18 protein-coding genes are annotated in these 17,259 nt (G+C 46.0%); all 18 read right to left on the minus strand.

Annotation, left to right across the window (positions count from 1 at the left end; genetic code table 11):
- Positions 1 to 68: 68 nt before the first annotated feature.
- Positions 69 to 464, minus strand: a complete 396-nt coding sequence (locus BCOA_RS23510) for an FtsB family cell division protein (protein WP_014096559.1) — start codon at positions 462 to 464, stop codon at positions 69 to 71.
- Between the two features lie 49 nt (positions 465 to 513).
- The gene (gene yabQ / locus BCOA_RS23515) at positions 514 to 1,143 is read right to left on the minus strand and encodes a spore cortex biosynthesis protein YabQ (RefSeq protein WP_014096560.1); all 630 of its coding nucleotides are present in this window, start codon (positions 1,141 to 1,143) and stop codon (positions 514 to 516) included.
- Positions 1,140 to 1,445 carry a sporulation protein YabP gene (yabP, locus tag BCOA_RS23520; protein WP_014096561.1) on the minus strand — a complete coding sequence of 102 codons (306 nt, stop codon included), beginning with the start codon at positions 1,443 to 1,445 and terminating at the stop codon, positions 1,140 to 1,142. The genes yabQ and yabP overlap by 4 nt, the downstream gene beginning before the upstream one ends.
- A gap of 263 nt (positions 1,446 to 1,708) precedes the next feature.
- Positions 1,709 to 1,969: an RNA-binding S4 domain-containing protein gene (locus BCOA_RS23525; protein ID WP_282098237.1), complete on the minus strand. Its 261-nt coding sequence runs from the start codon at positions 1,967 to 1,969 to the stop codon at positions 1,709 to 1,711.
- A gap of 24 nt (positions 1,970 to 1,993) precedes the next feature.
- On the minus strand, positions 1,994 to 3,067 hold the full coding sequence (locus BCOA_RS23530; RefSeq protein WP_014096563.1) for a MazG family protein: 1,074 nt from the start codon (positions 3,065 to 3,067) through the stop codon (positions 1,994 to 1,996).
- Positions 3,048 to 4,667: a putative polysaccharide biosynthesis protein gene (locus BCOA_RS23535; protein ID WP_014096564.1), complete on the minus strand. Its 1,620-nt coding sequence runs from the start codon at positions 4,665 to 4,667 to the stop codon at positions 3,048 to 3,050. The genes BCOA_RS23530 and BCOA_RS23535 overlap by 20 nt, the downstream gene beginning before the upstream one ends.
- Before the next feature lie 186 nt (positions 4,668 to 4,853).
- Positions 4,854 to 5,390 (minus strand): stage V sporulation protein T, encoded by a 537-nt coding sequence (gene spoVT, locus BCOA_RS23540; protein ID WP_014096565.1) that lies wholly within the window; start codon positions 5,388 to 5,390, stop codon positions 4,854 to 4,856.
- Positions 5,391 to 5,690: 300 nt separating this feature from the next.
- Positions 5,691 to 9,230, minus strand: a complete 3,540-nt coding sequence (gene mfd, locus BCOA_RS23545) for a transcription-repair coupling factor (protein WP_014096566.1) — start codon at positions 9,228 to 9,230, stop codon at positions 5,691 to 5,693.
- Positions 9,231 to 9,374: 144 nt separating this feature from the next.
- Entirely contained in the window at positions 9,375 to 9,599 is a 225-nt protein-coding gene (locus BCOA_RS23550; RefSeq protein WP_014096567.1) for an anti-sigma-F factor Fin family protein, read from the minus strand.
- A gap of 134 nt (positions 9,600 to 9,733) precedes the next feature.
- Positions 9,734 to 10,291, minus strand: coding sequence for an aminoacyl-tRNA hydrolase (gene pth / locus BCOA_RS23555; RefSeq protein WP_014096568.1), 558 nt, complete (start codon positions 10,289 to 10,291; stop codon positions 9,734 to 9,736).
- Positions 10,292 to 10,804: 513 nt separating this feature from the next.
- Positions 10,805 to 11,434 carry a 50S ribosomal protein L25/general stress protein Ctc gene (locus BCOA_RS23560; protein ID WP_014096569.1) on the minus strand — a complete coding sequence of 210 codons (630 nt, stop codon included), beginning with the start codon at positions 11,432 to 11,434 and terminating at the stop codon, positions 10,805 to 10,807.
- A gap of 190 nt (positions 11,435 to 11,624) precedes the next feature.
- Positions 11,625 to 12,587: a ribose-phosphate diphosphokinase gene (locus BCOA_RS23565; RefSeq protein ID WP_014096570.1), complete on the minus strand. Its 963-nt coding sequence runs from the start codon at positions 12,585 to 12,587 to the stop codon at positions 11,625 to 11,627.
- Between the two features lie 13 nt (positions 12,588 to 12,600).
- Entirely contained in the window at positions 12,601 to 13,977 is a 1,377-nt protein-coding gene (gene glmU, locus BCOA_RS23570) for a bifunctional UDP-N-acetylglucosamine diphosphorylase/glucosamine-1-phosphate N-acetyltransferase GlmU (RefSeq protein ID WP_014096571.1), read from the minus strand.
- Positions 13,978 to 14,108: 131 nt separating this feature from the next.
- On the minus strand, positions 14,109 to 14,567 hold the full coding sequence (locus BCOA_RS23575; RefSeq protein ID WP_014096572.1) for a hypothetical protein: 459 nt from the start codon (positions 14,565 to 14,567) through the stop codon (positions 14,109 to 14,111).
- Positions 14,564 to 14,842 carry an ATP-binding cassette domain-containing protein gene (locus BCOA_RS35540; RefSeq protein WP_272864722.1) on the minus strand — a complete coding sequence of 93 codons (279 nt, stop codon included), beginning with the start codon at positions 14,840 to 14,842 and terminating at the stop codon, positions 14,564 to 14,566. Before BCOA_RS35540 ends, BCOA_RS23575 begins: the two co-directional genes overlap by 4 nt.
- Positions 14,821 to 16,092, minus strand: coding sequence for a hypothetical protein (locus BCOA_RS35545; RefSeq protein ID WP_014096574.1), 1,272 nt, complete (start codon positions 16,090 to 16,092; stop codon positions 14,821 to 14,823). The genes BCOA_RS35540 and BCOA_RS35545 overlap by 22 nt, the downstream gene beginning before the upstream one ends.
- 372 nt (positions 16,093 to 16,464) lie before the next feature.
- Positions 16,465 to 16,758 carry a septation regulator SpoVG gene (gene spoVG, locus BCOA_RS23595; protein ID WP_014096576.1) on the minus strand — a complete coding sequence of 98 codons (294 nt, stop codon included), beginning with the start codon at positions 16,756 to 16,758 and terminating at the stop codon, positions 16,465 to 16,467.
- A gap of 124 nt (positions 16,759 to 16,882) precedes the next feature.
- Positions 16,883 to 17,257, minus strand: a complete 375-nt coding sequence (locus BCOA_RS23600) for a RidA family protein (RefSeq protein WP_014096577.1) — start codon at positions 17,255 to 17,257, stop codon at positions 16,883 to 16,885.
- Positions 17,258 to 17,259 lie beyond the last annotated feature (2 nt).

Raw genomic sequence — 17,259 nt, forward strand, 5'->3', positions numbered from 1 at the left:
AAATTTTTCCTCCTTAAAAGATAAAAAATCAACCTTTAACATATTATAACGAACATGAAAAAAGAGTGTCAATAAGACACGTCTTCTTCTTGAGTATTCTTTTTGGAATCAGGCAAATTAAAAATGATCTCCCCTTTTTTGGAAAGGAAATATTCGCTACGGGCGAGTTTTGCAATATAGTCATCATCTTTCAGTTTCTTAATCTCGCTTCTGAGCATCGCCTGCTGCTTGTCAATGTCCCTTACTTGATGCACTAGCTTTGCTTTTTGTTCTTTTTTTGCCGCGAGCTGTGCGTTCCGTGAGACCAGGGTGGAGACGAGCAGTGCGGAAACAAGCACTGCCATAACACCGAAAAGCGCCAATCGCCGGAAAAGCAGCTTACGCCTTCTCACCAGTACTTTTTCTTTGACCGATTGCTGTTTTATATAAGCATTGTCCATTGAAGCAATATTGCGTCCCAACATACTCCCTCCTAAAAAGCCCTAGGCAGAGCGGAAAGTATAGCCACCGGGCTTATCTTTTAAAAAACCTGCCAATCCGGTTTTTCAGTTTGATAAACTTATTCTGGATTGTTTTCCATAATCCTGCCGTTTTCTTAAAAAAACGTTCAAAAGAGGCGCGCAGCGGATTGATGCGCCATAAAAAAACACCCAGTACGGAAAACGGTTTAAGCCCGGTCTTTAATATCCATATTACCATTTTTGCCATCATTTTTACAATCGTATAAAGCAATCGCCCTGCGCCGAGAAAAAGGGCAAACAAAAGAAGGACAAATCCTTTGGCCGGGCGGAAAACAAGAAGCCGGAACATGCCGGCTGTAAACCGGCCGATGCGGCGTGCTGCCTGGATGCACCATTCCAACAGCTTCAAGTACCCGTTTTTGAATAATGCCTGGTAAGCGGCAAACCCGCACAGGAGGGCGATAAAAATATAAAACCGGACTTCCCCAGCGTTTACCAGGAACAGGACATAAAACAGCAGCAGGCTCTGGCACAGCCAAAAAAGAACATCATGGACAAAGACAACCCAGCGCTTTCTTTTCCGTCTTTGCAAGAAACGGTTATACGTATCAAGGGTGCCGCCGAAAAAGCTTCCCATCGCGATCATGGCAAGCATCGTATAAAATTGCACGCTCAGGCTCATCTAAACAGCTTGCTAAAGAGTCCCTTAGCTTTCTCCCCGTGATGGTCATCCAAATAAACAAGATCAAACACTTTTCCTTTTATCGAGACGACCCCTTTGTCAACATCCAAGTTTTTCATTTGCAAATTCTGCCCGCGAATGGCGAGAAAGCCCATCACCGTTTCCAGCAAAAACTCCTCATTGTCAAAGCTTTCCACCTGCTTCACGCCGGTAATATCCAGCAGCTTGCGGCCGCGCATTATCACATCGTGTTCCTGGAGAACCGGTTTGCTTGCTTGCGGTGTATTATAAAAGTCACTCATCCTGATCCCCACTTTCCTTGTCCAAACTTTGTACTATACTATGCCCGTCCGGACAAAAAAAGACCAAAAGGGAACAGCACACGAAACTAAAGCACGGCCATACGAATTCGCACGGACCTCCGGAAACGCCTTCCCGTAAAGCTTCCATTCTAGAACTTTTCGGGTGTGATCCTCTCCCGCACATCCCCAGGGCGCGCATTCTGCCAAAAAAATAAAAAAGGCGTCCATAGCCGGTTCATGGCTTCGGACACCCTGAAACATTTTTATTCATTGACCCGCGTTTCACTGATCATCGTGTACATGCCAGCGGCGTCTTCTTTTTTTGTCGACTCCCTTAAATTCTCCACTTTCACCTTGACCACTTTCTGGCCGAAACGGATGGTCAGTTCATCCCCTGTCTTCACGTTTGAACTGGCTTTTGCCTGGACGCCGTTGATTTCGATTCTGCCCTGGTCGGCAACTTCTTTTGCAAGCGTACGCCGTTTGATCAGCCGTGAGACTTTTAAAAATTTATCGAGACGCATTGTCGTGTTTTCCATATCCATCCCTCACTCCCGTTTTTCCTGTTTTTCGGCAGCTTTTATCCGCTCCCAGTTTTGCGCGACTTCTTCAGCGCTTTCAGCTTTCACATTGCCGAACACATGCGGATGGCGCCGGATCATTTTTGAAGCAAGCCCTTCTATCACATCTTCTATCGTAAACATGCCTTCCTCTTCACCAATTTGCGCATGCAGCAAAACCTGGAGCAGCACATCGCCAAGCTCTTCAACGAGGTTGTCCTCATCTTCATTATCAATCGCTGAAAGTACTTCCCCGCACTCTTCAACCAAATATTTTTTCAGCGAAAGATGGGTTTGTGCCCGATTCCATGGACAACCATCCGGCGCACGCAAAGCCGCAATGATTTGCCGCAGCTCGGCGAAATCCCGCAAATCCTGCTCTTTAAGCGGCGGAACGTAGACGCTCGTTAAATTATCGAGCTCAAATCCGCGGTCCAGTTCATACAGCTTCAGCCATTTAACAGCTTCATCCGTACTGCCGGCAGCGCGGACGATGGCCACCTGGTGTTCATCCGGATATTTTTCCATGAGGGCCAGCTTGACTTCAGAAGCCGTCAACGTATCATACACCTGCCCGACTACCAAATGCTGGTTCGTCCGGATGTCGTGCGATTTTAAAGCAGTGCCGTTCATGAGCTGGAAGCCCTCAATCGGATCCACCCTGACAGAAGCGAACAACGCATCGATAAAACTATGCCCGCCTGCGATTTTGATTTCCATCTGTTTAGCCGCGCTTTGTTCGAGCAGAAGCTGGACTGTCCGTTCCGCCACAAACGGATGGCCAGGTACGGCATAAAGAATATCCTCCTGTTCCGCTTCCCGGAAAAGGATCTCCACAATTTCTTCGTATACCGCTTCAAATTGATCGTGGCGCTCGTATACGTCATCAAAAGCCGTATACTTCATCCCTTCCCGTTCAAGTTCCGACACGGTCGGATGTTCTTTTGTCCGCAGAAAAATTTTCCGGTTTGCTTTCAGCTGTCTGTATACACCGAGCGGAAGCTGGCCCATATCCCCGGCCCCGAGACCGGCAACAGTGATGCTATGTTTTTTGTTTTCCAATCCAATTCTTTCCTTTCAGGCCGGCTAATTTTGTTCCAAAAGGCACAAGCCCCCATTCTTCATCCGTCAGCAAACGCAGCCGGGCGGCACAAAATAGAAAAACAGCCGCACCGATCGCCGTCCCCCCCAAAGCAGCCGGGACGCTTGCTGCCCTGCCCGAAAGCCCGTAGGCAAACAGGCGGAGCCAAAGCTGCAAACAAGCGGACATGGCAAAAAGGGAGAGAGCGAGCTTGCCGAAAAATAGAGCCGGCAGCATTTTAACATATGCTTTACCCAATTTTATCATCAATATAAGCGAAATAAACCCTAAAGCGGCGACGGTGGCAGCGGAAGCGCCCATGGTCCCGAAACGGGGAACCCACACCTCGTTTAACCCATATTTCAACAAGACGCCTGCTGTAATGGCAACTGCAGGGGTGTACACCTTGCCCATTCCCTGCAGGATGCCTGAAAAGGTTAAAATCCAGGTGCTGAATAAGATGGAAACCGAAAAAACAGACAGCACAGCTGTTCCCGCGCTGCTTTCAAACAACATCGTATTGGCAAACGGCATGATCCCAATCAGTCCAACTGCAGCGCCCGCGCCGATCGCCGTGCTGATTTTTAAAGCAGCCTGTACCTGTTTTTCAAGGCTTTTTCGCCTGCCCTTCTTATATTCAAGTGCAATTACCGGGACAAGGTTCAGGGCAAAGGAGGACGCTGCCACTGTTCCAAGCTGCAAAAACGGCTGTCCGCGGTCGTAGATGCCTTTCAGTTTTTTTGCCGCTTCCGCCCCCCAGCCGGCGTCTTTTAACAACGCGTAAAGATGGAGGGAATCGACAAATTGGAACAAAACGAGGACAAGGCCGCTGATACAGACCGCAATCCCGCTGCAAAACAGGGAGCGGGCCGCCTGCTTTACGTCGTTCCATTCAAGGAGCTGGGCTGCCTTTTCCTGTCTGCCGCCCTTTACCAGATAAAATACAAGCACTGCCGCAGACACCGCACCTCCCAGCACGGAACCGAACACGGCCCCTTGTCCGGCTGCATAAAGCGAAAAACCGCCGCGGACCAGCCAAAAGGAAAGAAGAAGAATGGCCGCAACCCGGACCGTCTGTTCGAGTACCTGGCTGAGCGCAGTCGGCACCATCCTTCCCTGTCCCTGATAAACACCCCTGATCGCGGAAATCAACGGCATCAGCAAAAAGGAACAGGAAACCGTCCGGATAAGCGGAGAAAGACGGGGATCCCCCATCCATGCCGCCAGCTTCCCTGCAGTGAAAAAAACGGCAAGAAACAATCCGGCACCGAATAAACCGAGGATGAGGAACACCGCGTTTAAAAATGTGCGGTGGCTGTTTTCGCCCGCTGCTTCCCGTTCCGCCACCATTTTGGAAACGGCAACCGGAAAACCGGAAGAGGAGAGTGCCATCACAATCCCGTAAATCGGATATACTTGCTGATAAATATAAAAACCGACATCGCCGACAATATTTTGGAACGGCACGCGGTAAACTGCACTGAGGATTTTTGTAATGACGGATGACAAGGTTAAAATCAGAATGCCTTGAAAAAGCTTTTTTGACTCATGATCCTGCTGCACGTCTTTTCTGCCTTTCACACGGCCGCCACACCGTACGTAGAATAAAATCGAATGTATTATACCATAAAAAGGGATACAAGACGCGCCTTACAGACAACCTGCAAAAAAACAGATCAAAAAACGCAGACCCTTTGCCTGCGTTTTTTTGGCGTACGTGAAAATAAATGATGACAAAAGAGTCGTGGAAAAAACGGGAGAAAAGCCTTATTGTTCCATCTGGCGGGCCAGGAATCCGGCAGCCGTTTCCGCCGATTTCTGTTCCACTTCCCCGAGCGTGCGGTCTTTAGAAAAAATGGCGACAGCACCGATCGGATCGCCGCTTGCGACAATTGGAGCAATCGTATAAGAAGCCAGTTCCTCCTCCACACCGTCCACCAGCGCCGTTTTTCCTTTTTCTTTTGATAAAACCGGCATTCTGTCCTCCATGACTTTTTCGATCACTTCACCGTTTCTTTTATTTAAATATTCTTTTTTTGAACCGCCGCTGACTGCAATCACGGCATCCCGGTCACAGATCAGGACAGGGCTCGTTAAACTGTCATACAGCGCTTCGGCATACTCCTTGGCAAAATCACTTAATTCACTGATCGGCGAATATTTTTTCAAAATGACTTCCCCGTCGCGGTCCACAAAAATTTCAAGCGGGTCCCCTTCACGGATACGAAGCGTCCTTCGTATCTCTTTCGGGATGACAACTCTGCCTAAATCATCAATACGACGAACAATACCAGTTGCTTTCATTTAAAGTTGCCCTCACTTTCATCAGATGATTTTTTTCCATCCTCAGATGGCTCTTGAATCCTTTACCTGCGTTGACATTAGTATCTTTCATCTGGCAAGTTCTATACATCATGAACGTTTTTTGTACAATTGCTATCGATTGGATTGATTTCCAATTCTTCTCTATCTTTTTCCCAAAAATTTTCCCTGGCAAACCTAAAGAACCGTAAAAAGCACGGAACAAAAGAAACCATTGTTCCGTGCTTTTACAAACGGGCCTTTACCAAAAAACCGCCAGCCCTTTAGTTTTTTGCTTGCATCTTACCGGGAAGCGCTCGTCGTTTCGGCCCTTAGAAAGGCGCCCCGCAGTTCCCGGATCATTTCCGTGCAGGTGTAAAGCCACTCATGGCCCTTGCTTTTTTTAATATCCAGCGTAATTTTCAGCTGATTGCCTTCCATGCCGAATCCGGCTGAACGCCCGTATTGTCTCACAATGTCCACGACTTTCGGGCCGTTTACCTGTTTCGAGCCTTTTTCGGACATTAAAATCGTGATCAGTTGTTTGTTTTGTTTAATCGATGAAAGCATTGCTTCTTTGGCGTATACTTTCATTTCCGCAATCGTAAACAGGTCGCTTACCTGCTGCGGATAATCGCCGAAACGGTCAATCATCTCTACTTTTAATTCTTCGATATCTTCAAGCGTCTCGATGCCCCTGAAACGTTTATACATTTCAATTTTCTGGTATCCGTCTTTTATATAGGCATCCGGAATATACGCATCAATTTCGAGTTCGACTTCAAATGGCGGCAGTTTTTCCTCTTCGCCGTCTGCCCCTTTCCGCGCTTCGATCGCTTCCTTCAACATTTGCGAATACAAATCGAAACCGACTGAATCGATGAACCCGTGCTGTTGTGCGCCCAGCAAGTTGCCGGCGCCGCGGATGGACAAATCGCGCATCGCAATTTTAAAGCCGGATCCGAGTTCCGTGAATTCTTTAATCGCCTGCAGCCTTTTTTCCGACGCTTCCGCCAGCACTTTGTCTTTTCTGTACGTAAAATAAGCATATGCCACCCGGTTGGACCGCCCGACACGCCCGCGCAGCTGGTATAACTGCGACAGTCCCATCCGGTCCGCATCATTGACGATCAAGGTGTTGACATTCGGGATGTCCACGCCCGTCTCAATAATTGTCGTCGTCACAAGCACATCGTATTCGCCTTCAAGAAAACCAAAAATGACCGATTCGAGCTGAGATTCTGTCATCCGGCCGTGGGCATACGCCACGCGCGCATCGGGAACAAGCCGTGCAATTTCTTCCGCCTTCCGCTCAATATCTTCAATCCGGTTATACAAAAAGTAAACCTGCCCGTCCCGTGCCAGTTCACGTTCGATCGCTTCCCGCACCATCTGGTCATTATACTCCAGCACGTAAGTTTGTACCGGGAAACGGTTCTCAGGCGGCGTTTCAATTACAGATAAATCGCGTACGCCGACCATGGACATATGCAGCGTCCTTGGGATTGGTGTTGCGGTCAAGGTCAGCACATCGACATTCGTCTTTAATTTCTTGATTTTTTCCTTATGGCTGACACCGAACCGCTGCTCCTCGTCAATGATCAAAAGGCCCAGATCATGGAACTGGATATCTTTTGAAAGCAGCCGGTGCGTCCCGATCACCATATCAATTGTCCCGTTGCGCAAGCCTTTTATTGTTTCATTCTGCTCTTTACGCGTCCGGAAACGGCTCAACAGCCCGACTTTTATCGGATAGCCATGGAACCTTTCCGTGACCGTTTCAAAATGCTGCTGGGCAAGGATGGTGGTCGGTACAAGCATGGCCACTTGCTTGCCGTCCATCATTGCTTTAAAAGCGGCGCGGATCGCCACTTCTGTCTTGCCGTAGCCGACATCCCCGCACAACAGACGGTCCATCGGCTTCTCTTTTTCCATGTCCCGCTTGATTTCCTGGATCGACCGGAGCTGGTCTTCCGTTTCTTTATATGGAAAAGCCGCCTCGAATTCACGCTGCATATCCCCATCCGGAGAAAAGGCAAACCCTTTTGATGCTTCCCTCTCCGCATACAATTTGACAAGGTCGTCCGCGATATCCTGGATGGATGACTGGACTTTCCGTTTGACCCGTTTCCATTCGCTGCCGCCCAGCTTATAAAGTTTCGGCTCTTTTCCTTCCGAACCGACGTATTTTTGGACAAGGTCGATCTGGTCAACCGGCACATACAGCTTATCCGAACCCTGGTACTTAATATGGAGATAGTCTTTATGGACGCCGTTGATTTCAAGCGTCACAATCCCTAAATATTTCCCGATCCCGTGGTTGACATGAACCACATAGTCCCCAACATTCAGCTCGGAATAGTTTTTAATCCGCTCAGCATTGGACAACTTTTGCCGGCGCGTTTTTTTCTTCGCCTTTTTATTAAAAAGTTCTTCTTCCGTAATAACGGCAAGCTTGCACATTGGCAGCTCAAAACCGGTGTTCAGGTTCCCTTCCGCCACCTGGATATGCCCCGGGATAAGATCTTCCGCCACGTAAGCAGCTTCAATCTCATAATCTTCCAGCACACTTTGGATTTTTTCAGCCCGGTTTTTGTCCGCACCAAGGAAAACTACCGTAAAACGGCCTTTCTTCCAACGTTCGATTTCCGCTTTCAGCACATGCATCTGCCCGTGGAACGACTGCATCGGCTTGCAAGCGATATTCACAATGTTTTGCGGATTTGTATTTTGGATATGACGCAAAAACAGTGACAAATAGATTTTCTTCCATTTTTTTCCCGACAGCAGTGTATCTAAGGCGTGGGAAACGGCCAAATCATAAATCATTTTGCCTTCTTCCACCATCGCCGTATACCACTCAGCTTCTTCTTTATCGAGGCGCTCCTGCATTTCCTGAATCCGGCCGAACTCATCCAAAAATAAAATGCCGGCTGTTTCCACATAGTCTAAGAGACTGGCAGGCTGGTCATATAGAATCGATAAGTATTTAAAGATTTGATCGGGTTTTTCCCCGTTTTTCAGCTTTTCAATGTCAAAACTAATATTTTGGGCAAGCAGTTGTTTTACCTGATCATCTTTAATTTTTGCAAGTGTTTTGCTGAGCCCTTCTTTTACCGTTTCAGCCGCTTTCATAAGCGAAAGACGGTCTGCCGGATATTCCGTCGCCGGTCCGATGGAGACAGCAGAAAGTTTATCCCGGGAACGCTGGTCGTCAGCGGAAAACGTCCGGATGGAGTCTACTTCCGTATCAAATAATTCGATCCGGACGGGGTCTTCTTCTGTCAGCGGGTATATATCAAGAATCCCGCCGCGCACACTAAAATCTCCCGGTGAATCGACCATATCCGACCGGGTGTAACCCATTTCCACAAGCATTTCCAATACGTGATCAAGCTCAATTTCTTTTCCTGTTTCGACGTGCAGCTGGTACTTTTCCCAAACCGTTTTCGGCGGCAAAATTTTCCGCAATCCGGCCATCGGGACAACGATCAGGCAATTTTTCCCCGATAGCAACGCATTCAGCACCTCTATCCGCTGGGCCATCAGCTCGGGGCTTGCCACACCCAGTTCGGCCGCAATCAGTTCATTTGCGGGATACAGAAATAAGGCGCTTTCATCCACAAATTGCAGGAGATCATCATACAACTTTTGCGCCTGTAATAGATTATAAGTTAACACAATGGCCGGCTGTTCCGTTTTTTGATAGACCGAAGCAATAAAAGCGCTACGGGCGGAACCGGACAACCCGGAAACAAGCTGCTCTTTCAGGCCGGCCGTTGTACCGCTTATGACCGATTCTGCTTCCTTGTGTTCAAGGATCATTTTTTGTATTCCGTCCAAAAAGGGCCAACTCCTCTCTTGATCCGATTTCCCTTTCTCTACTATTCACACTGTTTTGTAAAATTTAAACAGGAAGGGGCTGCAGAAAGCATAAATGTTCCTGCAGCAAAACAGAAAAATGCTTTGGACTCCTTCCAAAGCGGATTATTGGATTAAATAGCCGTATTGATGAAATGCGGGTTCGCGTTCAAATGAATCCTGGCATTCTTCGCAAATTGACTGGATGCGGACGCTCCCGTCTTCTTGAGGAAGTACCATTTCCTGCCGCTCCTCATCCGTCAAAAAGAAAAGTCCCATCCGGTCTGCTTCGATGTCCGTGATGGTGCCAATTTTTGTGCCGCAGTGCCGGCAATAGTAATGAACGGCCATCTTCCGGCCCCCTTTTTCATATCGTCCTTATATAGTATGGGCGCAACGGGAAGGGGTTATTCGTTTTTTTATAAAAACGGAAGAAATGGCCGCGGAATTTCGCGCAGATTCCCCATATTCCGCATCGATACGACTCAATTATAAAGGTTCATCACGACCGGGAACGGCTTTTCCAACCAGGCTTCGCAAGCATCGGCGCCTTTTTCAACCGCCAGCTGCATTTTCTCCCGGTCCTCTTTTGAAAAACGGCCGAGCACATAATCCGGCATATAGGCATCTCTGTCCGGCCGCCCGATACCGATGCGAATCCGGTTAAATTCCTGTGTTCCAAGATGGTGGATGATGGATTTGATTCCGTTATGGCCGCCGGCGCTTCCTTTTTGCCGCAGGCGGATTTTGCCGGGCGGAAGATCAAGGTCATCGTAGACGACGAGTAAATCTCCGGTGCCAAGGCGGTAATAATCCATGACTGCTTTGACCGACTCACCGGATAAATTCATATATGTCATCGGTTTTAAAAGCAGCACTTTCCCGCTGTTTACAGTTGTTTCTGCACACAGCCCCTTGAATTTCGACTGTTTAAAAGGGGCCTGCAGCCGTTCTGCAAGCAGATTGACCACTTCAAAACCGATATTATGCCTTGTATGTTCATATTGGGCTCCCGGATTTCCAAGCCCGACAATACATTTCATATTCACACCCCGATTGATTCATTCCTTGCTGAAATGAAATAAGCTGCTGAGGAAAACCACCTGTAGCGTTTTTAAGGGACAGCAAGACCAGGCATCATGTATACCGTGATGCCTTTTTAGCAAACAGGCAATCCGTTTCGGGCAAAAAACAAGCGCGCCCGTTTTCTTCGTGCCGGTTTCTCTATACGTAAAAACCCTATTTTAATTATCCACGAAGACAGATAAAAGTGCAAGCAGGCCGGACTACGGGCATATGACAAGTTTTTCCCGGAATGACGGGAACAATGCAAGACATGATCTTCCATGCCCTTGAAAATAAAGGAACGGAACAAGTGGCGCATTTTTGTGCCCCAATCATTTCCCCCGGCAAGCTTGCGCTGTGCTAAAGGAATGGCAAACTTTTTTTAAAAATTCATGCATAATAGGTCGGGTGCATTGCTTTCTTAGCAAAGGATTTGGCATAACGGCAAAAAAAGGCGTATCCTCATACGCCTTTTTTCATAAACCCGGATGTTATGCTTCGCTTGTTTCCCGTCCTTCAAGATTTTCAGGCGTCCCTGACTCCTGCTGTTCGCCAGTGCTGATTTCTTCTTCCTGACGAGGCGGCAGAACGGAGCAAATCGTTTCCGTATCTTCATGATTGATGGTAAATCCATACTTTCCGCGGATGTCCGCAACCGTAATGTTTTCATTCACTTGCAAATTGGAAACATCCACCGTAATGGCATCAGGAATTTCATCCGGTTTTGCCGTAATCGACAATTCATGCAGTGCCTGCTGCAGCACGCCACCGTCTTTTACGCCGGCACTTTCTTCCGTAAGGACGACGCGCACAGTAGCATCGACATCTTCCGACATATTTACGGCAAGAAAATCGACATGAATGATTTTATTTTTCAAAGGATCGGTTTGTACTTCATGGACCATCACATTCCGCTGTGTCCCGTTCACATTCAAGGAAAGCACCGCATTTCTTCCGTTTTCACGCAATAATTTTTCAAACTCAGTGTCATTGACATAAACCGGTGTATTTTCCGTCTGGTAGCCGTAAACAACGCCCGGTATGTAGCCGTTTCTTCTTAACCGGCGGCTGGAAGAATGGTGTTTATCCTCTCTTTTTTTTGCTTCAAGTACCTCTGCCATAAATGTTGACCTCCTAATGTTTAAGCAAACATCAAATATATCTTTACCCTGTCATTATCCATTATAAACCTGTTTTGAAAAAATAGCTTAAAATTACCGATATAACGCAGGCTTTTCCCGATTTGCAGATTGCGTGCTCTTCTTGTGAATACTTGGACTGCTTTCTGAAATAATTTTCGCTGGAATGCTGTCAAATATCGAACAGCGGGCTTACGGACTGGTCTTCATGCACACGGATAATCGCTTCACCCAAAAGCGGAGCTACAGACAATTCAACCAGTTTTTCACTTTTTCTTTCTTCCGGAATGTTAATGGAATTGGTCGCCACCAGTTCTTTAATCGGGGAATTGTTAATCCGTTCAATTGCCGGCCCGGATAAAACCGGATGTGTGCAGCTGGCGTACACTTCTTTTGCGCCGCTTTCAATCAACGCTTTTGCCGCAAGCGTAATCGTGCCTGCCGTGTCAATAATATCATCAATAATGATGCAAATTTTCCCGTCCACATTTCCAACAATATTCATCACTTCGGCCACATTCGGGCGCGGGCGGCGTTTGTCGATAATGGCGATCGGCGTTTTTAAACGTTCAGCCAGTTTGCGCGCACGGGTGACACCGCCATGGTCAGGGGAGACGACCACGATATCTTCCGCCTGAAATCCTTTATCTTCAAAATACTTTGCAATAATTGGAACGCCCATCAGGTGGTCAATCGGAATGTCAAAAAACCCTTGGATTTGCGGGGCGTGCAGATCGAGGGTAATGACCCTTGTTGCACCCGCTGTTTCGAGAAGGTTCGCCACCAGTTTTGCGGTAATCGGTTCACGTGCACGCGCTTTTCTGTCCTGCCGTGCATATCCGTAGTAAGGGATCACAAGATTAATGGTCCGCGCCGACGCCCGTTTTAAAGCATCAACCATAATTAGAAGTTCCATCATATGTTCATTGACAGGATCGCTTGTCGACTGTATCACATAAACATCGCAACCGCGGATGCTTTCTTCAATATTGATCTGGATTTCCCCATCGCTGAATTGTGAAACGGAACATTTTCCAAGTTCAACTCCGACAACGTTGGCAATTTCCCTGGCAAGTTTCGGGTTGGAGTTCAGGGTGAAAATCTTTAAATTCGGATCTAAATACTGGTTAGACATGATGGACCTCCAATTATTGTTGTTTATGTTTTAACTTCTGGACATAATTTTCCTTGTTCACCTGGCGTGCGCGCGCAATCGACAATGCTTCGCCCGGTACATCGTCTGTAATGGTCGAGCCTGCTGCAATATAAGCATTTTCCCCGACCGTAACCGGCGCAATCAGATTGGAGTTGCACCCGACAAACGCGCCGTCTTCAATAACCGTTTTAAATTTATGTTTCCCGTCATAATTCACTGTGATCGTGCCGCAGCCGATATTGACACCTGCCCCGACTTCCGCATCGCCGATGTACGTCAAATGGGATGCTTTGCTGCCCTTGCCGACGGTTGATTTCTTCACTTCCACAAAATTGCCGATCTTCGCTTCATCGGAAATCGAGGAGTCCGGCCGGATATGGGCGTACGGGCCGACATGGACAGAAGCGCCAATTTCACTATTTTCCGCAACAGACTGCCTGACTTCTGTTCCGTTTCCGATCACGCAATCTGTAATGTCGGAATTCGGGCCGATTTTGCAGTCTTCCCCGATGACCGTTTTGCCGGACAGCTTTGTCCCCGGGTAGATCACCGTATCCTGCCCGATTTCAACATCCGCTTCAATGTAAGTTTGCCGAGGGTCGAGGATGGTCACGCCGTTTCGCATATGGCGTTCGTTGATGCGCTTTCTCATGATCCTTTCCGCTTCCGAAAGTTGCACCCGATCATTGACACCTAACGTTTCTTCGATACTTTCTGTCTTGTAAGCCACAACTGTTTCCCCTTGCGATTTTAAAATGCCTACGACATCAGGAAGATAATATTCGCCTTGAGCATTGTCGTTTGAAACATGTTTCAATGCTTCAAAAAGCGCCCGATTGTCAAAGCAGTAAACGCCTGTATTGATTTCCTTTACCTGCTGTTCTTCGGGGCTCGCGTCTTTATGTTCGACAATTTTTTCCACGAAGCCTGCCGCATTGCGGATGATCCGTCCGTATCCGGCAGGGTCGGGGGCCGTTGCTGTTAAAATGGTCACTTTTGCCTGTTTCCGTTCGTGTTCCTCAAACAGAGCCTTTAAGGTTTCCGCCTGAAGGAGCGGCGTATCCCCGCAAACCACCAAGGTAGTCCCGTCCTTGTTGCCGAGAACCGGTTCTGCCTGCAGGACGGCATGCCCTGTGCCCAGCTGTTCTTCTTGCAGGACAAAAGCGGTTTTTCCTTCCAGGCAGGAGCGGACCTGTTCTGCACCATGCCCGATAACCGTCACAATCTTATCCGTTTCAAGCTGTAAAACTTGGTCTGCAACATGTTCAACCATGGGTTTCCCGCAAACAGGATGCAGCACTTTGTACAATTTCGACTTCATGCGAGTACCCTGGCCGGCAGCCAAGATTACAGCGAATCTGTTTGTCATTTATGATCCCCCAATAAACCTTATTATCCATAAAAAAATATATCGTAAATAAGGGCATATTTCAAGGAAAGGCAGCAAATTACAATTATTGGGAATGTTGGAGCAAGGACGGGGGGAATTGTTAGCCCTTTCTATTCATTTAAATCCCATACTTTGTTTGCATTCGAAAATAACGTTTTCAAGTCTTCCTTATTTTCCATAATGACTTTCTTGGCTATCGCGTCACTTTTATCTACAGGTTCCAGTTTTTCATTCACATAAATTTCATAGGCTTCTCCATTTTCTTGCAACCGAACCCCGTATTTATAACCGCCTGTCATGGTTGGCCAAATGATCAAATCTTCCATTTTATCTTTTTGGTCCTCACGGGAAACAGCCAGGTTCCCAGTGAAGCTTAAATAATTTGGCTTTTTCACGCTGTACGTATAGTTGCCTTTCCGCATCGCGTGCGTCCCCCATTTATTTTTCGGTACGGCTTTAACATATTTATGATATTGGATGGTCGTGATCGTGAACCAGCATAAATTCCATAATACAAACAATGTAATGACGATGATAAAAATATATTTTAATCGAAATTTCCTTTTCATAAATTCACCACCCTGTTGCCTTGTTTTTTTAATGTTTCATCGTGCGTCACAAGTATAATGGTTTTACCCTGTCTATTCAGTTGCTTTAAAATGTTTAATACAGCTTCTGCATTTTTCTTATCAAGAGAACCAGTCGGCTCATCGGCAAGGATGATATCGCATTTTTTTAACATTAATCGTGCCAGAGCTACCCTTTGTTGTTCTCCTCCAGATAAAGTAAAGACTTTTTGATTTATTTTATTTTTTAATCCGACTAACGCCAAAGCTTCTTCCATTGATAGGTTCGTTTTGCAGGGACAATAAAATAAATTTCTTTTTTCAATGGTTTGTCTCTTAATTCTGTAATTTGACTTGATAAATAGTGAAAAGCATTGCTGTTGGCTAAAATTCCCGGGTAATGTAAAAAGTTTGAAATATCTGCCAATAAAATTGCGTTGAATTTATCATAAAATTGTTTGTAGAACTTATATTGTACACTCGCACTTTTTTCCAGCGTATTATCGGAAGAACTATTGTTATCAGTAATTTTATAATCCAGTTGGGTGTAATAATAGTCACGATGACGCTCAAAAAATGGTTTTTGTTTGTAATATTGATAAGCGTCATACACCACAGCAATATTGCTGGAAATGATAATGATTGTCATGACCGTAGTTGCTAATTTTAAGACATAATTCATGGATAATAATTTTACGGACCCCCTGGCGTTAGAAAAAGCTTCCTTTAAATTGAAAAAATATAAATTTAAATAAATTAGGGCATTCAATATAAGTAAAATCATAAACATGAGCAGGGAAAGGCGAAACATAAAGAAAACACATGTAAGTTTGGAGAGAACAAAGTAAACTAACAGAAATAATAATATATAGAAACATGTATCTATCACGATATTTTTCCAAACCATACTGCTTATTTTTTCTCCCAAAGTAAACCGGATGATATTTTCTTTTTTCTGTAACATGCAGTCATAAAAAGTTAGCAATAATATTACACTGATCACGAGCAACCATATAAGCAGGGCTTCATTCCTTAATTCGTTGCTTTTAAAACCCTCTTGGGGAAAGTTGCCGGCATATTTATCAATTAAATCGATTTTAAACTGCTTAATATTTTTTTTGCTTCCAATGAGATAAAATGGATTGAAACGATCAATTCCGTTGATATTTTTCAGATGGTGAAAATGGAACACCATATCTTCAAGAAATAGGCTTTTGTATTTTTTTTCAGATATGTTGAGATGACGTTTTATGTATGGCTGGACGCCGGTTGTTCCGTAAATATCAAATTCAGTAAGAAAAGTAGTACGAGGGGAACTGGCGTAAGTAAACACTTCAACATGATTACGGTTGGCGGAATCGATGATATCGTGTATCATTTCTTTCTCTGTTGTGTTCGGCTGCAAATACAGGGTCGTATGATCAAATGGGGTGTAAAAATCATTCAGATAAAAGACGTGACTTTCACTAATAATCATCATGCCTGTAAACAGCAGAAAGAAGCTGATCGTAAATTTAACCGTTTTCAAAACTACCCCTCCGTAGCAATAAATACCAACCATTCATTGTTAAACCCGAAGTTGTACGAGCTGATTCATCTATCCTTTTGTTGCGCTTGATCTTTAGGCTGCGGGGAGGGGCTTGTTGCAGACTGGCTCCGTCCAGTGTACGCTTAGAGTCTGATTGTAATGTTATCAAGCACCCGTCCATCACAACCAGAACAATAACCCGTACAGGCTCATTTATCATTTGGCTGCCTCTCCTTCTACCATATTAACATACATATGAAAATATTTAATCGGTTATGTGAAAATCCTATCCGTGCAAGGCTGCCAAATAGGTCAACGAGGGCAAAAAAGAAGAGCCTTACTGTTGAAGTAGGCTCTTGTTGCAAAAATCTATCAGGACGCGCCAGCTTCTTCAAATTCCACTTGGTCCAATTCCCCTAAACGGTGATATTCCGACAAGACTGCATCATGAATCTTACTGCGCGTACCCGAATTAATGGGATGGGCAATGTCTCTGAATTCGCCATCCGGCGTCCTTTTGCTCGGCATTGCAACAAACAAGCCATTGTTGCCATCAATCACCCGGATATCGTGAATGACAAATTCGTTGTCCATGGTAATTGACGCAATCGCCCTCATCCTGCCCTCCGTATGGACACGGCGCAGCCTTACATCCGTCACTTCCATTCTTTCACCACCTCAAAAGATTTAGGATCATCTTTATTATTCAACACCCTTTTAAAATTTCCTTCTTTTTCAGGAAAAAATTCTAAAATTTTTCATAAGGTGAAAAAATGGAAGCGCATAAAGATCACGGAATAAGCGCAATCACTTCAATTTCGACGCCGGCATTTTTCGGAAGCCTTGCCACTTCAACGCAGGAACGCGCCGGTTTATGGTCCGTAAAATAGGAGCCATAGACATCGTTTATTTTGGCAAAATCGTCCATGTTTTGAATAAAAACTGTCGTTTTGACAACCGTATCAAAAGAGGCCCCGGCTGCCTCAAGCACCGCTTTTAAATTTTCCATTACCTGGCGGGCCTGCGCTTCAATGCTGCCTTCCACAAGCGTGCCGTCCGGTCTTAGCGGAATCTGCCCCGAACTGAAAAATAAATTTCCTGCTACAACGCCCTGTGCATACGGCCCGATTGCCGCAGGCGCCTGATTTGTTGAGATGGTTTTCATTC

Origin of the sequence: Heyndrickxia coagulans 36D1 (assembly GCF_000169195.2) — a bacterium.
Taxonomy (GTDB): domain Bacteria; phylum Bacillota; class Bacilli; order Bacillales; family Bacillaceae_C; genus Weizmannia; species Weizmannia faecalis.